23 protein-coding genes and 1 tRNA gene are annotated in these 18,466 nt (G+C 59.8%); 12 read left to right on the forward strand and 12 right to left on the reverse strand.

All coding sequences use genetic code 11. From position 1 onward, the window contains the following. Nucleotides 1-56 precede the first annotated feature (56 nt). From AC1Q6I_RS19655 to AC1Q6I_RS19665, 3 genes are all read right to left on the reverse strand, one after another. Complete coding sequence (locus AC1Q6I_RS19655; protein ID WP_102625795.1) at nt 57-536, reverse strand: hypothetical protein; 480 nt, start codon at nt 534-536, stop codon at nt 57-59. Nucleotides 537-814: 278 nt separating this feature from the next. Then, nucleotides 815-891, reverse strand: a tRNA-Met gene (locus AC1Q6I_RS19660). 416 nt (nt 892-1,307) lie between these two features. Then, nucleotides 1,308-1,859: an RNA polymerase sigma factor gene (locus tag AC1Q6I_RS19665; protein ID WP_024073270.1), complete on the reverse strand. Its 552-nt coding sequence runs from the start codon at nt 1,857-1,859 to the stop codon at nt 1,308-1,310. A 261-nt stretch (nt 1,860-2,120) separates the two neighbouring features. On the opposite strand from AC1Q6I_RS19665, the gene sctW reads away from it, so the two are divergent. From sctW to sctU, 11 genes are all read left to right on the forward strand, one after another. Next, complete coding sequence (gene sctW / locus AC1Q6I_RS19670) at nt 2,121-3,194, forward strand: type III secretion system gatekeeper subunit SctW (RefSeq protein WP_102624917.1); 1,074 nt, start codon at nt 2,121-2,123, stop codon at nt 3,192-3,194. After that, nucleotides 3,191-5,284 (forward strand): type III secretion system export apparatus subunit SctV, encoded by a 2,094-nt coding sequence (gene sctV / locus AC1Q6I_RS19675; protein ID WP_024073272.1) that lies wholly within the window; start codon nt 3,191-3,193, stop codon nt 5,282-5,284. Before sctW ends, sctV begins: the two co-directional genes overlap by 4 nt. Before the next feature lie 62 nt (nt 5,285-5,346). Beyond that, nucleotides 5,347-6,252: an FHA domain-containing protein gene (locus tag AC1Q6I_RS19680; RefSeq protein WP_024073273.1), complete on the forward strand. Its 906-nt coding sequence runs from the start codon at nt 5,347-5,349 to the stop codon at nt 6,250-6,252. After that, entirely contained in the window at nt 6,249-7,610 is a 1,362-nt protein-coding gene (locus AC1Q6I_RS19685; protein ID WP_024073274.1) for a FliI/YscN family ATPase, read from the forward strand. Before AC1Q6I_RS19680 ends, AC1Q6I_RS19685 begins: the two co-directional genes overlap by 4 nt. Further along, entirely contained in the window at nt 7,597-8,010 is a 414-nt protein-coding gene (gene sctO / locus AC1Q6I_RS19690; protein ID WP_102624916.1) for a type III secretion system stalk subunit SctO, read from the forward strand. Before AC1Q6I_RS19685 ends, sctO begins: the two co-directional genes overlap by 14 nt. Continuing rightward, on the forward strand, nt 8,007-8,459 hold the full coding sequence (locus AC1Q6I_RS19695) for a type III secretion system HrpP C-terminal domain-containing protein (RefSeq protein ID WP_024073276.1): 453 nt from the start codon (nt 8,007-8,009) through the stop codon (nt 8,457-8,459). The genes sctO and AC1Q6I_RS19695 overlap by 4 nt, the downstream gene beginning before the upstream one ends. Then, a complete protein-coding gene (locus tag AC1Q6I_RS19700; protein ID WP_102624915.1) occupies nt 8,456-9,487 on the forward strand; it encodes a FliM/FliN family flagellar motor switch protein in 1,032 nt (343 codons plus the stop codon). The genes AC1Q6I_RS19695 and AC1Q6I_RS19700 overlap by 4 nt, the downstream gene beginning before the upstream one ends. Then, the gene (gene sctR / locus AC1Q6I_RS19705; protein WP_024073278.1) at nt 9,484-10,137 is read left to right on the forward strand and encodes a type III secretion system export apparatus subunit SctR; all 654 of its coding nucleotides are present in this window, start codon (nt 9,484-9,486) and stop codon (nt 10,135-10,137) included. The genes AC1Q6I_RS19700 and sctR overlap by 4 nt, the downstream gene beginning before the upstream one ends. A 7-nt stretch (nt 10,138-10,144) precedes the next feature. Next, nucleotides 10,145-10,408, forward strand: coding sequence for a type III secretion system export apparatus subunit SctS (sctS, locus tag AC1Q6I_RS19710; RefSeq protein ID WP_024073279.1), 264 nt, complete (start codon nt 10,145-10,147; stop codon nt 10,406-10,408). A gap of 10 nt (nt 10,409-10,418) precedes the next feature. After that, nucleotides 10,419-11,207: a type III secretion system export apparatus subunit SctT gene (sctT, locus tag AC1Q6I_RS19715; RefSeq protein WP_069075222.1), complete on the forward strand. Its 789-nt coding sequence runs from the start codon at nt 10,419-10,421 to the stop codon at nt 11,205-11,207. Continuing rightward, nucleotides 11,204-12,301 (forward strand): type III secretion system export apparatus subunit SctU, encoded by a 1,098-nt coding sequence (gene sctU, locus AC1Q6I_RS19720; protein ID WP_024073281.1) that lies wholly within the window; start codon nt 11,204-11,206, stop codon nt 12,299-12,301. Before sctT ends, sctU begins: the two co-directional genes overlap by 4 nt. A 12-nt stretch (nt 12,302-12,313) precedes the next feature. Here sctU and AC1Q6I_RS19725 read toward each other — a convergent pair whose 3' ends face one another. Genes AC1Q6I_RS19725 through sctC form a run of 3 tightly spaced genes read right to left on the reverse strand, consistent with a single transcriptional unit; the run spans nt 12,314 to nt 15,035 of the window. Then, entirely contained in the window at nt 12,314-12,676 is a 363-nt protein-coding gene (locus AC1Q6I_RS19725) for a transcriptional regulator (RefSeq protein ID WP_306661788.1), read from the reverse strand. Between the two features lie 5 nt (nt 12,677-12,681). Continuing rightward, nucleotides 12,682-12,885: an HrpT family type III secretion system protein gene (gene hrpT, locus AC1Q6I_RS19730; RefSeq protein ID WP_024073283.1), complete on the reverse strand. Its 204-nt coding sequence runs from the start codon at nt 12,883-12,885 to the stop codon at nt 12,682-12,684. Beyond that, nucleotides 12,882-15,035 (reverse strand): type III secretion system outer membrane ring subunit SctC, encoded by a 2,154-nt coding sequence (sctC, locus tag AC1Q6I_RS19735; RefSeq protein ID WP_024073284.1) that lies wholly within the window; start codon nt 15,033-15,035, stop codon nt 12,882-12,884. The genes hrpT and sctC overlap by 4 nt, the downstream gene beginning before the upstream one ends. A 282-nt stretch (nt 15,036-15,317) precedes the next feature. On the opposite strand from sctC, the gene AC1Q6I_RS19740 reads away from it, so the two are divergent. Beyond that, nucleotides 15,318-15,461, forward strand: a complete 144-nt coding sequence (locus tag AC1Q6I_RS19740) for a hypothetical protein (RefSeq protein ID WP_024073286.1) — start codon at nt 15,318-15,320, stop codon at nt 15,459-15,461. Here AC1Q6I_RS19740 and AC1Q6I_RS19745 read toward each other — a convergent pair. The 6 genes from AC1Q6I_RS19745 to AC1Q6I_RS19770 form a co-directional block, all read right to left on the reverse strand. Further along, nucleotides 15,445-15,681: a hypothetical protein gene (locus tag AC1Q6I_RS19745; RefSeq protein WP_024073287.1), complete on the reverse strand. Its 237-nt coding sequence runs from the start codon at nt 15,679-15,681 to the stop codon at nt 15,445-15,447. The two genes, AC1Q6I_RS19740 and AC1Q6I_RS19745, sit on opposite strands and share 17 nt — an antisense overlap. A gap of 110 nt (nt 15,682-15,791) precedes the next feature. After that, entirely contained in the window at nt 15,792-16,382 is a 591-nt protein-coding gene (gene sctL / locus AC1Q6I_RS19750; RefSeq protein ID WP_102624913.1) for a type III secretion system stator protein SctL, read from the reverse strand. After that, nucleotides 16,360-16,941, reverse strand: coding sequence for a type III secretion protein (locus AC1Q6I_RS19755; protein ID WP_102624912.1), 582 nt, complete (start codon nt 16,939-16,941; stop codon nt 16,360-16,362). Before AC1Q6I_RS19755 ends, sctL begins: the two co-directional genes overlap by 23 nt. Continuing rightward, nucleotides 16,934-17,719 (reverse strand): type III secretion system inner membrane ring lipoprotein SctJ, encoded by a 786-nt coding sequence (gene sctJ, locus AC1Q6I_RS19760; RefSeq protein WP_024073290.1) that lies wholly within the window; start codon nt 17,717-17,719, stop codon nt 16,934-16,936. The genes AC1Q6I_RS19755 and sctJ overlap by 8 nt, the downstream gene beginning before the upstream one ends. 4 nt (nt 17,720-17,723) lie before the next feature. Further along, the gene (locus AC1Q6I_RS19765) at nt 17,724-18,089 is read right to left on the reverse strand and encodes a hypothetical protein (RefSeq protein ID WP_024073291.1); all 366 of its coding nucleotides are present in this window, start codon (nt 18,087-18,089) and stop codon (nt 17,724-17,726) included. A gap of 88 nt (nt 18,090-18,177) precedes the next feature. Next, nucleotides 18,178-18,345, reverse strand: a complete 168-nt coding sequence (locus tag AC1Q6I_RS19770) for a hypothetical protein (RefSeq protein WP_024073292.1) — start codon at nt 18,343-18,345, stop codon at nt 18,178-18,180. Nucleotides 18,346-18,466: the final 121 nt, after the last annotated feature.

An 18,466-nucleotide genomic window follows, 5' to 3' on the forward strand; every position in this document is an offset into this window, starting at 1 on the left:
TGATCATTTGGCGAGTTTAAAAGTTGCGCTAGGTGGTATGCCGGGGAAATACATGGCTACTTCAGACCATCCCTAGAAAACTGATATTCCGCGGTCTCGGCATTACCAGACAGGCCGGCCGCTACTCCCGCATGAAAGTAGCCCCATGGAGCATTCAGTGCATGGGTACACAGATGTTCTGCGCAAACTTCGATCGTGGGATATTTTAGGCGCAGTTTCAGCACTTCTTCCCTGGCACTCTTGGCTAGATATGTCGCATCCTCAGCAAACTGCTGCGCATTTGTGAATTCTTGAAATGGCTTCACTCTGTGGCCATCATCAAACGAAAAGTAGTCCTTTTCGAACCATAGCCAACACGCTCCTACATTCAGGTAGCTGCCGCGTGCTCCGGAATGCGGCTGGAATTCTACCACGCCAACCCACCAACCATGATCATCCAGCCAGGTTCTGGACCTGCCTTTTTGTGAGCAGCCTATGGGGGCGAGCTCAAGCTTGGCGGCTTCGGATATGAGGCGATTATGCGCGGTAGGCTTCATGATCTAAATTTCCTTTCAACAGCATCATCTGCGAGGTGGCGAAACAGACTCCAGGCCGGCCAATGCGGTATCGGAAAGGGGGAGGCGTTTTATCTCGGATCGCTTCATTTGGGCTTGTATCCCCTCGGTTCAATTATTAGTCGAGGATATACAGGGGGATACACGGAGGGAAGGCATTGGGGAATACAAGGAGAGATAGCCAGAAACAAGAAAGCCCGCACGAGGCGGGCTTCTTGAGGTGATTCATAGACTGCTGTAGACATCTATGGATCGGTACTTGGTGGCTACACAGGGACTTGAACCCCGGACCCCAGCATTATGAATGCTATGCTCTAACCAACTGAGCTATGTAGCCAAGTGGCGCGCATTATTCGCGTAGAACGGAAATGCGTCAAGCGTTTTTGTTGAATTTTTATCTACGCTTTCAACTGTTTAACCGAAAAGCGCTGCGACGGCGACGAATGGCGAGGCGGGTGCAGGCTTTATAGCGTTGCAGATCTAAGGGGCGCGCGGGCTTGCTCGCCATAGCGCCGTCCCAGCCTGTACCTCCACCCATTGAACAGCAAGCCTGCTCCTCCATTGGGCTTTCGGTGATTTCCAGAGCGCGTTCTTGGCGATGGTGGTGTACGCACAGGAATCGGTACCAGACGATGTGGGGGGGGATCGCGGGGGGGGCTTTGGGCTGCTGGCGATTTTTTTGCCACGCGCGGAAAAGGCCTGGATCGGTTGGGCAGATATCCCTGCCGCCCAACGGTTTCCAGCTAGGCTGGCTTACGGGTGCAGTGGGTTGTGGGTGACGCGCTTGAGTTGTTCACGCGCCCGTGACAAGCGTGAGCGCACCGTGCCAATGGGGATGTCCAGGGCGTCGGCAGTGTCCTGGTAGCTGCCGTCGGTCTCCAGTGAGGCGTACAACGTTTTGCGCATCTCCGCCGGCAGGTGCTTGATGGCGATCAGGGTTTTTTCCAGCCGGCGGTTGATCTCGAACTCCCAATCCAGGTTGTGGTTTTCCTCTTGGCCATGCCACAGCGCTTCATCGAATTCGCAATGCACCGGTTTGGCGTACAGGCGCCGAAAGTGGTTGCGAATCAAGTTCTGGGCGATTCCGCACATCCAGGTGCTGAGGGTGGCCTGGCCGCTGAAGCGGTCCCTGTTGCGCCAGGCTTCCAGGTAGGTGAGTTGCAGAATGTCGTCTGCGTCTTCGGGGTTGAGCACACGCTTGTGGATAAAACGTCGGAGTTTTTTCTGATGGTCGTCCGTCAGGTGGAGCATGAATTGAGGCGAGCCGCTGACAAAGTGAGCTAAAGCACCAATAGGGATATCCATGATTTTTTCCTCAGGGTAGACGCTATCGAAATGGTTTCGACGGAAAGCCCTTTAGCACTGCCTGTGCCAAGCGGAAAAAACACATAACTAATTGATTTTTATAAATAAATATTCTGAAATCAGCCTGCTTTGCGCAAGGCTTTGCAAAAAGGCGCTTGAGTCCGTGCCGGTCTTTTCAAAAAGCCGGTCAAGAGGGGTTTCAATGGAACCGTAACGGGATTGTTTGCCACACAAGCACACACTTCCTGTCCTGGCACGCCCATGAAAGTCGAATCCCTCCCTGATGTGCAGAAGCTCCAAGGCCTGGATCAATCCGCCCCTGCTAGCGCCACCCGCCCCCAAACGCCTGCCGTGTCATCAGATGTCGACGCTCTCGCCAACCTCTTCAGTCAGGAAGTGGTGTCTAACAGCAAGGCCCTGAGTCAGCGTTCAATGGGCGTTCGAGTCACCCCGATGGAGCAACTGTCCCAGCTGTATGACCAGTTGGGGCATCCGGCCCAGGCTACCCTGGCCTCGGTTTCTCGACGTGTCAGGCTGCAATTGCTGCAGCAACCCAGTGTCGGCAAGCTGCTGGAACTCACCGGCAACGATCCGGCGCGTACCTACGTGGTACTCCAGCAGATAACGGCCCAGGCGGAAGCCGAGGTGCGCAAGACCGAAGCGGCATTGGCACGTGATGCCCTGGCCAGGCTGGAGATGCGCTACAAGCGAGAGATCCAGGCTGGCCTGAACATCGCCATGGCCTTGCAGGCGGCCAGTGATGACCCCCAGGAACGTCAGGCAGTGCGCGCGTTGTACTACGCCAGCGTGGTGGTGCGCCAATCCCTGGCGAGCATGATGCAGTCCCTGCTGGGCGTGTACGGCGGCGAGCAGTTCGCGACCGGGCTCAAGGTGATGCGTCGCGCTCTGGCGGACGATATCGCGGCCTGCACTTCGTCGGTTCCGACGGCGCAGTTGCGCACGCTGCTGCAGGGGCTGCAGAGCTGTGGTCAATTGAGCGGGGTGTTGTGCAACTGTCAGTCGTTGATCCTGCGCCTGAAGGTCGAACATGACGCCGTGGTGCTGCTGCAGCGCCTGTTGGGGTATGCCGCAAATGGTATCGCCGCCTCTGAAGTCCAGCGCCTGGGGGAGGCATTGGTGGGGGAGGCGTCGAGCGGCAAGTTGGCCTCGCTGAACGCGCTCTACCCGATGCTCAAGGGGTTGCCATTAGTCCTGTGGCGCGATAGCCGTGGGCGCCAGGAAGGCCTGCATAACTTTTTGCTGGTGATGGATGAGCTTACCCGTCTGGAACAACTGCCGCCGCGACTTGGCGATGACGCGAGGGCCAAGGCGTGACGGCGCTGGCGTCTATCAACCGGGTGCTGCTGAAGGTCGCACAACGTGCCGAAGTGTTGGGCGCCGTGGTGGTGATGGCCATCGTGTTCATTTTTATCGTGCCGTTGCCCACCTGGCTGGTGGATATCCTGATCGCGCTGAACATCTGTATTTCCTGCCTGTTGATCGTGCTGGCGTTGTACCTGCCCGGGCCGTTGGCGTTTTCCTCGTTTCCGTCGATTCTGCTCCTGACCACCATGTTTCGCCTGGCGCTGTCGATCGCCACCACACGCCTGATCCTGCTGGAGCAGGACGCGGGCGACATCGTGGAGGCCTTCGGCAATTTCGTGGTCGGCGGCAACCTGGCGGTGGGGCTGGTGATCTTCATGATCCTCACCATCGTCAACTTCCTGGTGATCACCAAGGGCTCGGAACGGGTGGCCGAGGTGGCCGCGCGCTTCAGCCTGGACGCGATGCCCGGTAAGCAAATGTCCATCGACAGTGACCTGCGCGCTGGCCTGATCGATGGCGCGCAGGCCCGTGACAAACGTGAGCAGCTGTCCCGTGAAAGCCAGTTGTTCGGCGCCATGGACGGGGCAATGAAGTTCGTCAAAGGCGATGCGATTGCCGGCCTGGTGATCGTGGTAATCAACCTGCTGGGCGGCTTTTCCACCGGGATGTTCCAGCACGGCATGAGCGCCGCCGATTCCATGGCGCTGTATTCGGTGCTGACCATCGGCGACGGCCTGATCGCGCAGATCCCCGCGCTGCTGATCTCCTTGACTGCCGGCATGATCATCACCCGTGTCGCCCCGGACGGACGCCGGGGCGTGACCAACATGGGCGCCGAAATCGCCCGGCAGATGACCAGCGAACCCAAGAGCTGGATGATCGCGTCGGTGGGCATGCTGGCATTTGCCGCATTGCCGGGGATGCCGACGGTGACGTTCATCATCATCTCTTTGATGACTGGGTCGATTGGCTACTATCTGGCGTACGAGCGTAAAAAACAGGAGCAGCAAGAGGGCTCGGATGGCGACGCCATCGCCCCGGAGCAAAACGGTGAGGAGGACCTGCGTTCGTTTGACCCGTCGCGGCCCTACCTGCTGCAGTTCCCCGCTGCGCTCAACGGTAGCCGCCTGGCAGTGGAGTTGATGCAAAGCATTCGCCAGACCCGCAATGGGCTTGTTGCCAACCTGGGCTTGACCCTACCCCCCTTTGAAATCGAGTTTTCTACGGTGCTGGCTGAGGATGAGCTGCGCTTTTGCGTACATGAGGTGCCTGTGCTCAGGGCCACTCTGGGGCCGTGGCTGGCGGTGGAATATGCCGCGCTCAGCGAGGTGCCGCATGACGGTGTACGCGGGCAGGTAGCACGGGAAGAAGAGGAGTGGGTGTGGCTGGCAATGGATCATCCGCTGCTCACCGATGAGCATCTGGAGCGGGTCACCGCGCAGAACTTGATCCTGGAACGCATGGAGCGCGCGATGATGCTCAGCGGGCCCCAGTTTCTTGGGGTACAGGAGAGCAAGTCGGTCCTTAGTTGGCTGGAAATAAGCCAGCCGGAACTGGTGCAGGAGTTGCAACGCATCATGCCGTTGTCGCGCTTTTCGGCGGTGTTGCAGCGTCTTGCCAGTGAAGGCGTACCGCTGCGGGCTGTGCGTTTGATTGTCGAGTCGCTGGTCGAGTACGGCCAGCATGAGCGCGAGCCGGATGCCCTGGCCGACTATGCGCGCATTGCCCTCAAGTCGCAGATATTCCATCAGTACAGCGAAGCCGACGGCCTGCATGCCTGGCTGCTGTCGCCCCAGACCGAGAACATCCTGCGTGAGGCGCTGCGTCAGACCCAGACCGGGGTGTTTTTTGCCCTCGACAATGACAGCAGCGCGGTGCTGATCAGCCTGCTCAAGCAAGCCTTCCCCATGCGCTTCAAGCGCAAGCGCGTGCTGCTGGTCGCGCAGGACCTGCGCAGCCCTCTGCGGACCCTGTTGTTGGAGGAGTTCAATCATGTGCCGGTGCTGTCTTTCGCCGAGTTGGGGAGTGCCTCGAAGGTCAAGGTGCTGGGGCGTTTCGATCTCGCCGGCGATGGTCAACTGCATGAGGCGGTGGCATGAGGCAGTGGCATGAGTGTGCGCGGTGATGACTGGCCATTTTCAGCGGTTTCGAGGGCCTGACCATGTTTGAGTTGCGCGTACTGAACGGCTTGCACCAAGGAGCCGCGTTGCCGTTATTTGGCGAGCAGTGGTGCATCGGCTCCAATGCGGAGGCCGATCTGGCGCTTTACGACCCGGGTATTGCCACGCGCCATGCCTGGCTGCGCCAGGTGGAGCAGCGCTGGTGCGTGCAGGCAGAAGAAGGGTTGCTGCACGACGACCAGGGGCAGGTGTTGGCGCAAATTGTTGACCTGGCCCTGGACCGGCCGTTTTCCATCGGCGCCATTCGGTTGTGTGTGTCGCTCACCGATCAGCCGTGGCCTGCGGAGCCTGCGCCTGAACCCAGTGTCGAGATGTTTGAGGTGCCCGCTGAGGCGCCGCCGGAGCTGCGCCTGAGCACCCTGCGCGGGCCTGCACAAAAACGCGTGATCAGTGGGCTGGTGGTATTCGCGGTGCTGGTTGCTGCGGTGGGCGTGATGAACGCCGGCGATCAGGATGTCCAGGCTTCACTGATGCCTGCGCCCGTGCAGAAAATTGATCTGGCCACCGTCGCTGAAGTGCGCCAGCAGTTGCTCAAGATGCTGAGCGAGCGCGAGTTGGCGCAACGGGTCAGCATGCAAGTGATCAATGGGCAGATCTCACTCAACGGTGACGTGTCATCGGAAGAAATGGCGCTGCTGTCGCGCATGCTCGGCCGTTTTGCCGAGCGTTTCGACACCCCCGTGCCGGTCATCAGCCGGGTGAGAGAAGGCAATAGCCAGCCGCCGTTCAAGATTACCCAGATTGTCGGTGGCCCGAACGGTCATGTCGTACTGGAGGGCGGACGCAGGTTGTTCCTTGGGGATGAAGTGGACGGGTTGCGCCTGGTCTCCATTGATAATGCCAAGGTGGTGTTCGATGGCCTGCGCCGCTATGAGGTGCGCTGGTGAGCCAGGACCTGCAGGACCGCCTTGACGCGTGGCAGGCACGCCAGGTCAGTCATCTGGCCAGCTTTGCGCCGGTGGCGGTGCGCGGACGTATCCAGCGCGTCAACGGCATGCTGTTGCAATGCCGGCTGCCTCAGGCGCGCATCGGCGACCTGTGCAAAGTGGATAAATACGGTGATGACAGCATGCTCGCCGAAATCATCGGCTTTGATCACCAGGATGCGGTACTCAGTGCCCTGGGCAACCTCGAAGGCGTGCAAGTGGGCGCCAGCGTGCAGCGCCTGGGCGTGCCGCATCGTGTGCGGGTCGGCCATGAACTACTGGGGCAGGTACTCGATGGTTTCGGTCGGCCGATAGCGGGCGAGGGGCCGGGGGCGTTTGTCGATGATGCCGACACCAAGGACGCGACCACGGTGCTGTGTGAAGCGCCGCTGCCCACTGAGCGCCCGCGTATTCATCAGGCGCTGGCGACGGGCGTGCGCTCGATCGACGGCTTGCTGACACTGGGAGAAGGCCAGCGCGTGGGGCTGTTCGCCGGTGCTGGTTGCGGCAAGACCACCTTGCTCGCCGAGATTGCCCGGAATGTCGAGTGCGATGTGATTGTGTTCGGCCTGATTGGTGAACGGGGCAGGGAGCTGCGCGAGTTTCTTGACCATGAACTCGACGACCAATTGCGGGCCAAGGCGGTACTGGTATGCGCAACGTCCGATCGCTCAAGTATGGAGCGGGCGCGTGCCGCCTTTACCGCCACGGCGCTGGCCGAAGGGTTTCGCCGCAAAGGCCAGCGGGTATTGCTGCTGATCGACTCCCTGACCCGTTTTGCCCGGGCTCAGCGTGAAATCGGTCTGGCTGCGGGTGAACCGTTGGGGCGCGGTGGTTTGCCGCCGTCGGTCTACAGCTTGTTGCCGCGTTTGGTGGAGCGCGCTGGCCTGACTCGCGAAGGCGTGATCACGGCGATCTACACCGTGCTGATCGAACAGGACTCCATGAGCGACCCGGTGGCCGATGAAGTGCGCTCGCTGCTCGACGGGCACATCGTACTGTCGCGCAAGCTTGCCGAACGCGGGCACTACCCTGCGGTGGATGTGCTGGCCAGCCTGTCGCGGATTCTGAGCAATGTGGCCGAGCCTTCGCACATACAAGCCGGTACCGCGCTGCGGCGCCTGCTGTCGGCGTACCAGCAGATTGAACTGATGCTCAAGCTGGGGGAATACCAGGCTGGCAACGACGCCCTCACGGACATGGCGGTAGACAGTCGGCAGGCCGTCGATGGTTTCCTGCGCCAGGATTTGCGCGAGCCTTCGCCACTGGCGTCCACCCTCCAACAACTTTCGGAGCTGACGGCGTATGTCCCTTTCTGAACTGGAGACCCTGCGCCGCCTACGCAGGCATCGCGCCGATCGCGCCGAGCGCGCGTTGCGTGAAGCGAAGCGGCACCAGCGCGCCCTGCAGGCGCACATCGAGCAGGCCGAGGACGCGCTGGAGCAGACACGACAGCAGGAGGCCAAGCAAAGCGCGCAATTACTGAGCGAGCACCAGGGGCAGGTGGTGTCGGTGTGCATGCTCAAATCCTGGACGGCCAAAGAACACACCCTGTCCGCCGACACCCGCCGTGAGGAGGATCGTTTGCAGGGGCTGCATGGGCAGAAGGAGACGCATGTGATTGAAGTGGAACGCGCACAAAAGCAGGTCAACCAGTGCTTGCGCCAGGTCGAAAAACTCCAGGAGCTTTCTGCTTTGTTGACACAGGAGGTGCTATGACGCAGGTCCCGGCAGGCAAGCCTGAACGCCCCCGCCCATTGCGTGACGAGCGTGAGGCGACGCCAGGCCTCGTATTCCTGTGGGAGCAGGGCCGGCTCTTTGCGAACCTGTGCGCCGGCGAAGGCGGCGGGGAGGGGTTCGGTAGTTCGTTGCACGCCACGCAGGCATCTGCCGATACGGCGATGGTCGAGGCGTTCGCCGAGCAATTGGTACCGCGCCTCAATGCGGCGTCTCAGTGGCCTTTGCAGGCAGTGTTCTATTTGCCGCGGCTGGGCCGCATCGACGTCAACGTACGGCGAGAGATGGGGGCGCTGCAGATTGAACTGGACCCGGAGGAAGAGCGCACGCGGTCGTGGCTGGGGGATATGCGCCAGCGATGCGAGGACCGCTTGAGCGCTGAGTTGAGGCGGCCAGTGCAGGTGTCGGTGACCCTGTCAGGCTGCCTATGATGATTTCGCCTTTGACGCTGCCTGTGGTCGACGGCGCCATCGTTGCCGCCTTGCGACGGCTGGGACGGGGGTTGCGGCTGTCGTATCAGGTGGCGGGCCAGCATGGCGAGCTGTTGCTGGAGCCGGGCCATATGCCCCGCGCGAACGGCTCTTTTGTTTTCGATACCGCCTGTGGGGCGCTGGCGTTCGGTGATCCTGGCCCGGTCCTCAGCTTGCTCGGTGACTGCCCGGTGACATTGGCTGAGCACGGCAATGACCCCGATGCGTGGTTCTGGGCGTTGTTTCAACATCAACTCAGCCCTCAAGTGCAGTCGTTACTGGGGTATCTGCGCTTGCAGAAAAGCGTGCAGCCACATGATTTCAGTTGTCGCCTGACGGTGAGGTTGGGCGAATCCCGAGTGGTGGACCGCCTCTCACTCGCGCCGGATACCTTCCTCGCACTGTGCGATGCGGGCCCCTGGCAATCGCTTGCCCCGTCGTTACCTCATTCGCTGACGCTCTCGGTGTCGGTGCTGCTGGGGCATTCGCAACTGCCTATCAGCCAGGTGAGCAGCGTACGCCCCGGTGACGTACTGATGTTGAAAAAACCGATGTTCAACGCCAACGGTGACGGGCGTTTGCGCGTGGGCCGCCAGGGCTTGCAAGGGCGGCTGGACCATGACACCGGGGTCTTGCGCTTTACTTTTTTTTCTATCGAGGAAATGTGTGTGGATGAGGTTTCAGCAGACCAGAATCAGGGCTACGAGTGGGCCGATCCATCGCCAGCCACCGATCAAGCGCCTGTGGATATATTCGGGCGTGAGCCATTTGACGAACTGGCGATGGGCTTGAGCGTGCGCTGTGGCACGTTGCAGCTGACCTTGGGTGAGTTGCACCAACTCGCGCCTGGTGCCGTGCTCGGCGTCTCGGGGTACGCGCCGGGCATGGCGGGGCTGTATTACGGCGACCGGCCTATAGGGCATGGGCAACTGGTGGATGTGGATGGTCGCTTGGGCCTGCAATTGTCCCGTGTGATTTTTTCCCGATGAACTTCCAGGGGATCGACCCGCTTCTGCTCGCGCTGTTCCTGGGGGCCCTGTCATTGATGCCGATGTTGTTGATCGTGTGCACCGCGTTCCTGAAGATCGTGATTGTGCTGATGATCACGCGCAACGCGATTGGCGTGCAGCAAGTGCCGCCCAGCATGGCCATCAACGGTATCGCGCTGGCGGCGACGATGTTCATCATGGCGCCGGTGGGTTATGAAATCGCCGAGGCCGTCAAGGTAACGCCGGTGGACCTGAGCAGCGTGCACGCGTTTGAGCAGACCAGTGTCAACGCGATACAGCCCTTGAGGGCTTTTATGATGCGCAACACTGACGCGGACATCCTGACGCATTTGGTCGAAAACACCGCGCGCATGTGGCCCGCGGAAATGGCCCAGGCCGCACGTCGTGACGACCTGATCCTGCTGGTGCCGGCCTACGTACTGTCGCAATTGCAGGCGGGGTTCGAGATCGGGTTTCTGATCTATATCCCGTTTATCGTCATCGACCTGATCGTCTCCAACCTGCTGCTGGCGTTGGGCATGCAAATGGTTTCGCCGATGACCATTTCGCTGCCGCTCAAGCTGCTGCTGTTCGTGCTGGTTTCAGGTTGGTCGCGGTTACTCGACAGCCTGTTCCTGTCCTACCTCTGAGGCGCTTATGGACCCGATCATGCTGTTCAAGCAGGGCATGCTGCTGGTGGTGGTGCTGTCGGCGCCGCCGCTGATCGTCGCGGTGATTGTCGGTGTGCTGACGTCCCTGATACAGGCCCTGATGCAGATACAGGATCAGACGCTGCCTTTCGGCATCAAGCTGGTAGCGGTCGGCATCACCCTGGTGTTGACGGGACGTTGGATTGGCCTGGAGTTGATCCAACTGATCAACCTGACCTTCGACATGGTTGCCCGCTCGGCGCTGAACTGAGGTAACACCTGTGCTGCTTTATCTTGATTACTTGCCCAGCCTGGTGATCGCCATGGCGCGTATCTATCCCTGCGCGATTCTCGTACCGGCGTTTTGCTTTCAGCACATTCGTGGCATGCCGCGACATGTCATTGTGATGGTTGTGGCGTTGATGCCGGCCCCTGGGATTCATGCTGCGTTGGCGGGTGCGGATTATTCGCTGTTGATGATCGGCGCTTTGGTGCTGAAGGAAGCGGTGTTGGGCTTGTTGCTCGGTGTGTTGCTTTCGATGCCGTTCTGGTTGTTCGAGTCGGTCGGCGCGTTACTGGACAACCAGCGCGGGGCCTTGACCGGTGGCCAGATCAATCCTTCGCTGGGGCCGGACGCAACGCCCATCGGTCACATGTTCAAGCAACTGGCGATCTTCCTGCTGATGGTAACCCTTGGGCTTGGCGTCCTGACCCAGGTCATTTGGGACAGTTACCTGATCTGGCCTCCCACCGCATGGTGGCCGGTGCCGGCGGTCAATGGCTTTGGCGAGTTCCTGGGGCTGCTGGGCGATACCTTCATGCATATGATGCTGTACGCCGCGCCCTTTATCGCGGTGCTGTTGCTGCTGGAATTCGGGGTAGCGTTGCTCAGTTTATACAGCCCGCAATTGCAAGTGTCATCGCTGGCGATGCCCGTCAAATGCCTGGCTGGGCTGGCGTTCCTGCTCTTGTATTTGCCTCTTCTGCAAGACTTGATCATGGGCAGGATGAGTCTGTTGGGCGACCTTAAGCATTCTCTGGGCTTGATGTTCCAGGGGGCGCAGCCGTGAGTGACTCTGGGGAGAAAAAACACGCCGCGACTCCCAAGAAGCTGCGTGACCAGCGTAAGAAAGGCCAGGTTGCTCAAAGCCAGGACGTGGCCAAGCTGCTGGTACTGACGGCCTTGAGTGAAATTGCACTGTTCACCGCCGAAACCAGTATGCAGCGTTTTCAGCAACTGCTGGTGTTGCCCATGGCGCGCATGGGGCAACCTTTCGTGCGCGCACTGGAAGAGGTCTTGTTCGAAGGCTTGCTGGTGTTTTTCTCTTTTGCCCTGCTGATGGTGGGGGTGGCGATCGCGGTCAAATTGATCAGCAGCTGGATGCAGTTCGGTTTCCTCTTCGCCCCGGAAACCTTGAAACCAGATTTCAATCGGCTCAACCCCCTTAACCAGGCCAAGCAGATGTTTTCCGGCCAGTCGGTGATGAACCTGTTGATGGGGTTGGCCAAGGCCGTGCTGCTGACGCTGATTCTGTACGTGGTCATTGGCCCGTCGTTGAGCGCGTTGGTGAGCCTGGCCAGTGGCGACCTGCAAAGTTATGTCTTGGCGCTGATGACGCTGTTTCGACACTTGCTGCACATGTGCCTGGGCTTGCTGCTGGTGCTGGCAATCGTTGACCTGGCGTTGCAGAAGTACTTTTTTGCCAAGCGCATGCGGATGACCCAGGTGGAAGTGGTCAAGGAGTACAAGGATATGGAGGGCGACCCTCACGTCAAGGGCCAGCGCCGTCAGTTGGCCTACGAGTTGGCGAATGAGGAGCCCAAGGTCAAGCTGCCCAAGCTGGAAGAGTCCGACATGCTGGTGGTCAACCCGACGCATTTTGCGGTGGCTTTGTACTATCGCCCTGGCAAGACGCCGCTGCCGCAGCTTGTGGAAAAAGGTACGGACGCCCAGGCCCGCAAACTGATCGACCGATGCAAGTCGGCGGGCATACCCGTGATTCAGTGTGTCTGGTTGGCGCGCACGCTCTACAAGCAGAAGTTGGGGGGCAACATTCCCCGAGAGACGCTGCAGGCCGTTGCTTTGATCTACCGTACTTTGCGTGAACTGGACGATGAGGCCAAGCGAGAGACCCTGGAGTTGCCCGAACTGGACCAGCGTTGAGCCATCGTGTGTTCAACGATTGCAGTGTCGATCCAGTGCTTCAAGTTCTGCGAGCGAGAGCAGGCGGCTGAGGATTTGATCCAGGGGAATATCGGTAGATACCACCGGGTGCCAGAGAATCAGGGCTCCCCCGGCATTCGAAAAGACAAAGCAGCCATCGAACGCCAAGGCCTGTTCGAAGCGGCGTTCCAGCACACGCTGGAACTGGCCGGTCTGTAAGACACGCGGTGCAATTTGCAGGGCCAGGCCGAGCTGTTCCCCGGCTTTCAGCGCACACAGGTGGATGCCTTTTGACAGGTGCAGGTGAGTGGCAGCGCCACTCACCAGGTCATTGAGGAGTACCCGACGATGTTCGGCGTCTGTGGGTATTTCCATAGGGGTCATCGTTCCAGCGAAACCGTCTGGTGATCCGAACGTTCCCCGGAGGGGCCGGGTTGCACACGCATGTGTTCCGGCCACCAGATCACCATCTTGTCGGCGCTCGATTGTGGACGTGAGCACGAGTCACCCCGGCAGGTGGGGGTGCAACCGGCGACAAACAGCACCAGGCTGATCAATGTAAAGCTGGAGAGTAGGCGAGTCATTCTGGTTTCTTTCCGTTAGGTGCGATCAACGAGGGACGAGAAACGCCAATGTGTTCGTCTTTCACCACAGGGCGCATGGCGATGAACACTTCCGCTTCTTCACCCGGTTTGAGCCAGGCACGCGGCCAGGCGGTCACTGCCAGGGTCTGCGAATTGCTGCACTCTTTCTCATCGATGCGCACATGGCGGTCGTACTGGTTGCGCAGTACCACGACGGCGACGTTGAATTGCGGGCCGACATACCATTGGCTGCGTTCGGTATTGAGTGCGAGCAGGTCACGGGTGGTGCACAAGGTATCCAGGCCCAGTGGCATCGGGGTCGCCTTGAAGGCTTTGGGGACTTGCCCGGTGACGAGTGTGGCCATGGCATGGATCAAGTCGTTGCGCTTGATTTCCGGTGCGTGGGGCGTCATGCGTCGTGCCAGTGGTTTGAGGGCTGTTTGCAGTTCCAACTGATCGGCCTGGGGCAAGTAGCGCGAAGGGTCGGCCTGGTCGCCAATGACCCTGGGCGTGATGATGAACAGGCGCTCGCGTCGATTGTTTTTGCGTTCAGTGGACGAAAACAGCGCCTTGCCCAGCAACGGGATATCACCCAGCAGGGGAATCTTGTTGAGCTGGTCAGTGTTATCGGTGACGTGGAAGCCGCCCACCACCAGCGAACGTTTTTCGGCCATGACCGCTTGGGTGCTGACCGCGCCCTTGCGCACATCGGGCCCGATGCGGTTGGGGTTGGATTCGTCGAAATTGCCGTCTTCGATATCGACCGCCAAGTGGATCTGATGGCTGCCACGCGAAGTGATTACCCGTGGGACCACCTGGAAGCTGGTTCCCACGGTGATCGGCAGGATGGTTGCCACTTCGGAGCCGGCCGTGAGGTACTGCGTGCGGTTGAAGTCGATCACTGCCGGTTGGTTTTCCAGGGTCAAGACGGATGGGTTCGACACCAGGGTCGCCAGGCCACGCCGCTCCAGCGCCCTGACAGCGGCAAAGAATCCATCCCGGTTATTGATCGCCAATTGCGACGAGGTGCCTGGGGCGATGTTGTTCACGCCGCCCTGGAAATTGCCATTGCGAAACCCCCAGTTCACGCCAAGCTCACGCATCTGCGTACGTTCGATGTCGAGGATGATCGCGTCGATTTCCACCAACTTGCGCGCGACGTCCAACTGGGTGATCAGGTCGCGGTACATCGCGTGGCGTTCCGGCAAGTCGTAGATCATCACGGCGTTGTTGCGCACATCGGCTTCGACGCGAATTCGCCCGGGCGAGACCCGTGCGCGCGGGGTCAGGGACATGCCCGGGTCGGCGGTCGCCTGGCTCGTCGGCGGGGTGAGCATCTGGCCCAATAGAGGGTTGCCGAGCCGGGGAAAGCCCTGGGCCAGGGGCGATATTACAGGGGCGCCTGACGCGGCTGAGGGGCGCTGGGTAACCTGCGCGGCAGCTGAGGGAGAGCGGGGCTCAAGCAAGCCCTGCAGCATGCTGGCGATACCGGGGATGAGCATTTTCTCGCCGCGATAATCGATCTGGCGGTCTGCCGCATTGGCGAATTTCAGCGGGTAGGTCAGCACGCTCTGTTTTTCGTCGGTAGAACGGCGCTGGCTGCTGAATTGTTTGATCTGTTCTATGTAGCGCTTGGGGCCGGACACCAGCACCACGCCGTCCTCGGGCAATTCGCCCCAGCCGAAACGGCTATCGAGAAGGCCGATATCGGTGAGTGCCTGCTTCAGGTCGGCCACGGTTTCGCTCGACACTTCCAGGCGCGCGGACTCCTGCTGGTCCAGGGTGCTGATGTAGAGGGTGTTGTTGTACAAGTACCACTGGAAGCGGTGTTCAGTCCCCAGGCGGTCGAGCAGTGACTGCGGGGTATTCGCGCGAATCTTGCCGTTGACGTTGCCTTCCAGCAGGCCTTCGATCTGCAATTGCGTGCCAAACGTCTGGGCGAAATCATCGAGTACTTCGCGCAAGGGTTTGTGCTCGGCCTCGTAGGCGTAGGCGGTGTTTTTCCACTCTGGGGGGATGGCGGCAAGGCTGCTGTGCAGCGGCGCCAGCAAGAAGGGCAGGGCCAGCAGGCAACGCCACTGAGTGGGTTTTACGGCTGCAACGGGCGAGCATGAGCGCAAGCGGGGGTGCTTGTGGATCTTGTTAGGCATGGCAGGTTCTCGGTTTCAGTACGGCAACTTACGTAGCGAAAGGGACCTGGACGGGGGGCCAGGCCTTGCCAGGCGCGCGACTACGCTGCGCCAGGTGTCGCGTTGGTTGAAAAGCGCTTCAAGGGATTTCAACAGGTGCTCCTGACTGCAATCCCGAGGCAGGCCTTGCAGCAGCCAGAGGTGGCCGGTTGCGGGAGCCAGGGCCAGGGCGCCCTGGAAATGCGCGAGACTGGACTGACCGAGACGATGCCAAGACTGCAACGAGTAATGTTCGAGGCGTGAATGCGTCAGTTGAACGCCCAGAAGTACGCGGTGTTCAGAGCATTGCACGCTGACTTCATCGTCCTGTTCAAACAGCAGCACATGCTGTTCGCGGCCAGCCAAACAGTCAGCCAGTTTTTGCTGGCAACTACTGGATACCATTGATGACGGCTTTTATCGTGTCGTGCTTGTAGCTGAGATAGCTTGAGCTTGTGGCAAAACTGGACACCAGGTTCGACTTCACCTCGATCATCTGTTCAAAAAGCCGTTGAGCCTCTTCACCGCCTTCGCTGTTATCAACATCGGCGCTGATTTGACTGAGCTGCTTTTCGGCCTGGGCCTGCTGCCGGTAGTGCCTTATGAGTAAACGGTCATCAAACGTCATCGGGGTTTCTCCTCGTTGGGGCTACCCCTGAGTGGCAGCCGATTTGTGACAAGTTCCATCCACCGATTTATTTGTTTTAAAAAACAACCCGCCCTCGCCAAGTCGTATCGTTACTTGATATTGGCCTTGGGGGAGGGCGTCACCAGGTTGTCCAGGGTATCGGTCCAATTGATGTGAAACCCACCGTCTTCTGTTTCCAGGACCAGCGATTGGGCGGCGAGCGTGCTTTCGACTCGAAGCGTCCAAGGCACACCGCAATGGCGGCTGAGCCACTGTTCGACAGGCTCGCGGTCCAGTGGATTGCACAGCAAGCTCGCCTTGATCGGCGGCAACTGGGCATCCAGCAGCTTGTTGAGCAGCGCGGTGAGGCGTTGAGCGGGTAGGGTTTCTTCCAGGAAACTTCGGATCGCTGTGTTTATGACTGACGTCGCGACCTGCTCCAGCTTTTCGTACATCGCCTGGCGTTCCGATTCCCAACGATGCAGTTGGGCGTTGGCGCGCTGCCAGAACTCATGCCCAGCGCTTTCCAGTATTTTTTCGCACTCTGCCTGTGCTTGGCAGGTGAGTGCCTGTGCGTGGGCTTCTGCCTGTTCGATCAATTGACGGGCCTGCGCATAGTCAGCCAGCATTTCTCTGGGAATCAGCGCCGTGGGCAGGTTGGGCGTGAGGGTGTGCAGCTCAATCGTGTGGGCGCAAAACATGGCGGGAGTTCTCGCGTGGGGCGTGCGGGGCATCATCGAAGGGAGCAGAGGTGGCGCGCCAGAGAGCGGCTTGCCACAGGGTGTCCAACCGGCCTTGACTATCCATCAGCTTGGGCTGCCGCTCGACTTCAAGTACCCGTGGGCGGGCAAAGCTCAAGCGCAATCGTCGCCAGATGGCGGGGGCCACCCATGCGCGCAGGTAGTGCAAAGGGTCGTCGATGTTCATCTGTGTCGGGTCGGGTGCCAGTGCCTTGGCCAGGCGCTGGCACCAGAGAAGTTGTTCCTGGTTCAAGCGGCTGTCGTTGGGCGCGTTGTAGACCTCATTGACCAACACCAAGACGAGGTCTCGTTGGGGGGCGCTGGCGAGGACCAGTTGCAGCAAGGCGGGCGAAGGGGCAGGGGGGAGCTCGGGTTCGATGTCGAACAGGAGGCTCATCCTGCCGTGATGACTGCGTGAAAGCGCCTCTGTTTGTTCAACGCCCGCATGAGTACGCCAATCCGGGTGGGCATGTTTCCAAGGCGAGGCCCACCATCGTACCCAGGCCAGATCCTCACTCATGGGCGTGATCGATTGCCGGTTTTGAGGTGGGAGCATGCATTGTCCTGCGCCGCCAGATCACCCATCCAGCGCCTGCCAGTACCAGGGCGACAAGAGGGGCGGTAACGCTGGTACGCCAGAACCCGAGGTCTTGTTCCGGCACCAGGAAGGGGCCGAGATAGGTCAGCTGTTGCTGCTCCTGATAGGCTGCCGCCGGTACGAAAACGACGGTCAGTTTTTGCGTATTGTCGATGGCCGACGTCATGCCGGGGATGCTGCTGGCCACCATCCTGCGTACCCTGGGGCGAATATTGTCGGGGTCCAGCCGAGGGTCATGCTTGATGAAAACGGAGGCGGATGCCGGTTGCACCGGTTCGCCGGGCGCCACCCGCTCCGGCAGCACTACATGGACGCGCGCAACGATGACACCGTCTATGTTCGATAAGGTCGCCTCCAGCTCCTGGGACAGCGCATAGATGTAGCGGGCGCGCTCTTCCAACGGGGTGGAGATGACACCTTCCTTGCGAAAGATATCCCCCAATGTCGAGCGGGTCACTTTAGGCAGGCCAACGGCTTCAAGCGTGCGGACCGCTCGGCTGATGTCATTTGCCCTGACACGAACGATGACTCCGTCTTTTGCCGGGACTTTCTGGGCACGGATCTGTTTGTCTGCCAACTCCGCAATGACTTCGTTGGCTTCCTGCTCGGATAATTGGCGATGAAGCTCTACGCTTTCACCGCAGCCCGCTAGCAGCAACACCGATGAAAAAAACAACGTAGTGGTTAGACGGCGGGACATACACCTACCCCATGCTGGCGACTTTATCGACGCCTTTCACGATTGCGCCGAGTACCTTGACGCCTGCCACCACGTTAACGTGCGATTCGGAAAGCGATTGGGCGAACTCATGTGCGTCCTTGGTTTTCTTGTTCAGGCTCATGTCCCGAAACCCCTTGGACACTCGTTTCGATAACGTCGCAGACTCAGCAGGCCCCAAGGTCAAGGGGAGGCCCATTCCCGTGGGCGCGGTACCTTTGCCTGGCCGCTCGGAGAGGTTCAGTTGCGCGGTGAAAAAATTGCTGTCGGACGTCCCGTCGAGCGCAGCCGGCGTTTCAGCCTGAGTGATGGTGTTCCCGTTTCCCGGGCCCCCTGCGTTGTTGGTGTACATATGAACCTCCAGCGAGCGCGTCGATTGTTGCATCTGTTGGGCAGTGGAGACCTCCTCTGCCGGATGGGCAAAGGAGGTCGGTTCTTACTTAGGCGAATCTCAACGATTTTACGCGGCCCGCTTTTGCTGTAGTCAGTTCTTGCTCAGCGGTTTTTGCAGCCTCTTCGACAACTTTCTTTTCTTTGTCGGCGTTGATTCGGTCCAGTTGTGCTTGAGCGCCAGCGCTCACTCCACCGGTAGGTATTGAGGAGGACATAAGAGTTACCTTCGTATTTGTCTGGATTGAAGTGCGGACAACGCTTGTTCGTTGTCTTTAGTGTTCTGAGCAACAGTGCAGTTGCTCATTGGCTAGGTGGTCAGCGACAAGAAGAACGTTC

Source organism: Pseudomonas sp. MPR-R2A5 (genome assembly GCF_058793055.1).